General features: G+C 65.2%; 3 protein-coding genes and 1 pseudogene. 1 reads left to right on the forward strand and 3 read right to left on the reverse strand.

Going from position 1 to position 1,874, the window contains the following annotated elements; translation table 11 throughout:
- Positions 1-608: alpha/beta fold hydrolase (locus AC1DOC_RS31845; RefSeq protein WP_478131355.1), on the forward strand; the 608-nt coding region annotated here is incomplete at its 5' end.
- 122 nt (positions 609-730) lie between these two features.
- Here AC1DOC_RS31845 and AC1DOC_RS31850 read toward each other — a convergent pair.
- The 3 genes and pseudogenes from AC1DOC_RS31850 to AC1DOC_RS31860 all read right to left on the reverse strand — a co-directional run.
- A pseudogene (locus AC1DOC_RS31850) lies at positions 731-868 on the reverse strand (IS3 family transposase); the annotation flags it as partial.
- A gap of 177 nt (positions 869-1,045) precedes the next feature.
- Positions 1,046-1,366 carry a hypothetical protein gene (locus tag AC1DOC_RS31855; protein WP_015865943.1) on the reverse strand — a complete coding sequence of 107 codons (321 nt, stop codon included), beginning with the start codon at positions 1,364-1,366 and terminating at the stop codon, positions 1,046-1,048.
- Positions 1,363-1,874: hypothetical protein (locus AC1DOC_RS31860; protein WP_478131356.1), on the reverse strand; the 512-nt coding region annotated here is incomplete at its 5' end. The genes AC1DOC_RS31855 and AC1DOC_RS31860, both read right to left, overlap by 4 nt.

The following is a 1,874-nucleotide window of genomic DNA, read 5'->3' on the forward strand; positions in this document are numbered from 1 at the left end:
CGCGTGGAATGGGCGCAAGCCGCGGCCAGATGCAAGAGCTGAGCCTGGATGCGCTGGCCGGCGATGTAGCGCTCGCGGTGCGGCGCCTCGGAGACGGCCGCGCCGTGATCGTGGGGCACGCTTACGGCCACTTCGTGGCGCGCGTGGCCGACCTTAGGTACCCAGAGCTCGTTCGCGGCGTGGTAGTGCTCGCAGCCGCGGCCCGTACATTTCCGCCAGGGGTACAACCGTCCCTGCTCGTCGCCGCCAATCCCACGCAACCCCGCGACGCGCGCCTGGCCGCACTGCGTCACGCCTTCTTCGCCCCAGGGAATGATCCCACCCCATGGCTGGAGGGCTGGTATCCAGAACTGTCTGCCGCGTACCGCGACGCGCAGACCCGCCCGCCCAAGGACCAATGGTGGCCCGTCAGCCATTCGACCATCTTGGACCTGCAGGGCGCCGACGATCCCTGGCGGCCGCCGGCGACCCGGAACGAGTTGAAGGCGGTGTTGGGCGACAAGGTGACCGTACAGGTCATCCCGCGCGCCAGCCACGCGATGGTACCGGAGCAGCCGCATGCGGTGGCGGAAGCGGTCGCGAGGTGGGCCGGCGGACTGCCGCCGTGACCAAGGGTTAAAGGGATCACGAGCAGCGCAATTGAGGTCAACGGCCAGCGTGTTGGATTCCACCGATCTCTGGCTCGAGATTGGAGTGAACCCCATCGACTGGACCACCGGGGTCATCAGAACTAAGCCGCCTGCTGAGTGAACTGGGATTCGAATTCGTTGGGTGGGCGGTAATCGAGCGCCGAGTGCAGCCGCTTGGCGTTGTAGACCTCTTCGATGAACCACGGCAGCCGCGTTCCCACGTCTGCGAAGGTCTCGTACGGCACTTTGCATCCCGTTGTGGGCTGGTTGCACCGCTATAAGTCTCCCGCTCCGCGGCTGCCACCTAGAGTGAGGACGGACATGAACCCGCACGGCGTCGTGCTGGCGAAAACTGAAGGGCCGCGACGAGATTCAGGTGTTGCCCGATTGCGTCCATGGGCCACGGTGCAGCCGTTCTAGAGCGGCGTGAGGCGCACCGTTGCGCCGACACCGCCGGGCTTGCCATAGAGCCGCTGGCGCACCACGCGCGCTGAGAACTTCGTGCCCGCGATCACGGCCATTACAGACCATGCAGGTGTGGCGTAGGGGCCGGTCTCATCTTCGAAAGCGACAACCTCCGGGTGCCGCAAGATGATGTCTGCAAAGGCTGCGCTGTCGAAGTCACAGGCCGTGATCGTGAGGACCTTGGCTTCGTGGTCGAAGTGTTCTGCGAAGAGGAAGTCCGGCACTCTGCTGCCCGTGTGCTTGTAGCGTCTGGTCGCGTCGTCGATGGTCATGCTTTTTTGCGCTCTAGGCCCTCGGGCGCGAGGGTGTCAGATTTGCGGATATTGCGATGCCGCCGGTTCAGCCGGATGGCCTGAATCCCTGGCGTTGCGGCCAGTTCACGGATCTGCTCGGCGGTAGCCTTTACCACATAGGCGCCCGCGAGATCGTTTCGGCGGGCTAAGCGATCAAGACCGAGGCGTCTCAAGGCCAACCCGATCTGCTCCATGGCCACTGCCGCGGCATCGCCGACCTGCGGGACACGCCGCTTGCGAAAGTCCGCCGCGGGCGGAGGCAGCATCTCCCGGGGAGAGGTGATCGCTTTCCCTCCAGCACGCGAAGGTGCACGCACCGTGGGCCTTGCGGACTCGATGATGACCGACCGTGTCTCGCCGCCCTGGCTTTCGTGCAGGAAAGCGACGAGCTCGGCGCCCCGGATTGCGGCAATCCGGATCTCACCCTTGGTAAGAGAAGCGGCGTCGATCACAGGTCCACCACCCACCCAGGATCGAAGTCCTTGTT

The organism is Variovorax sp. 01T439_2 (assembly GCF_056398445.1).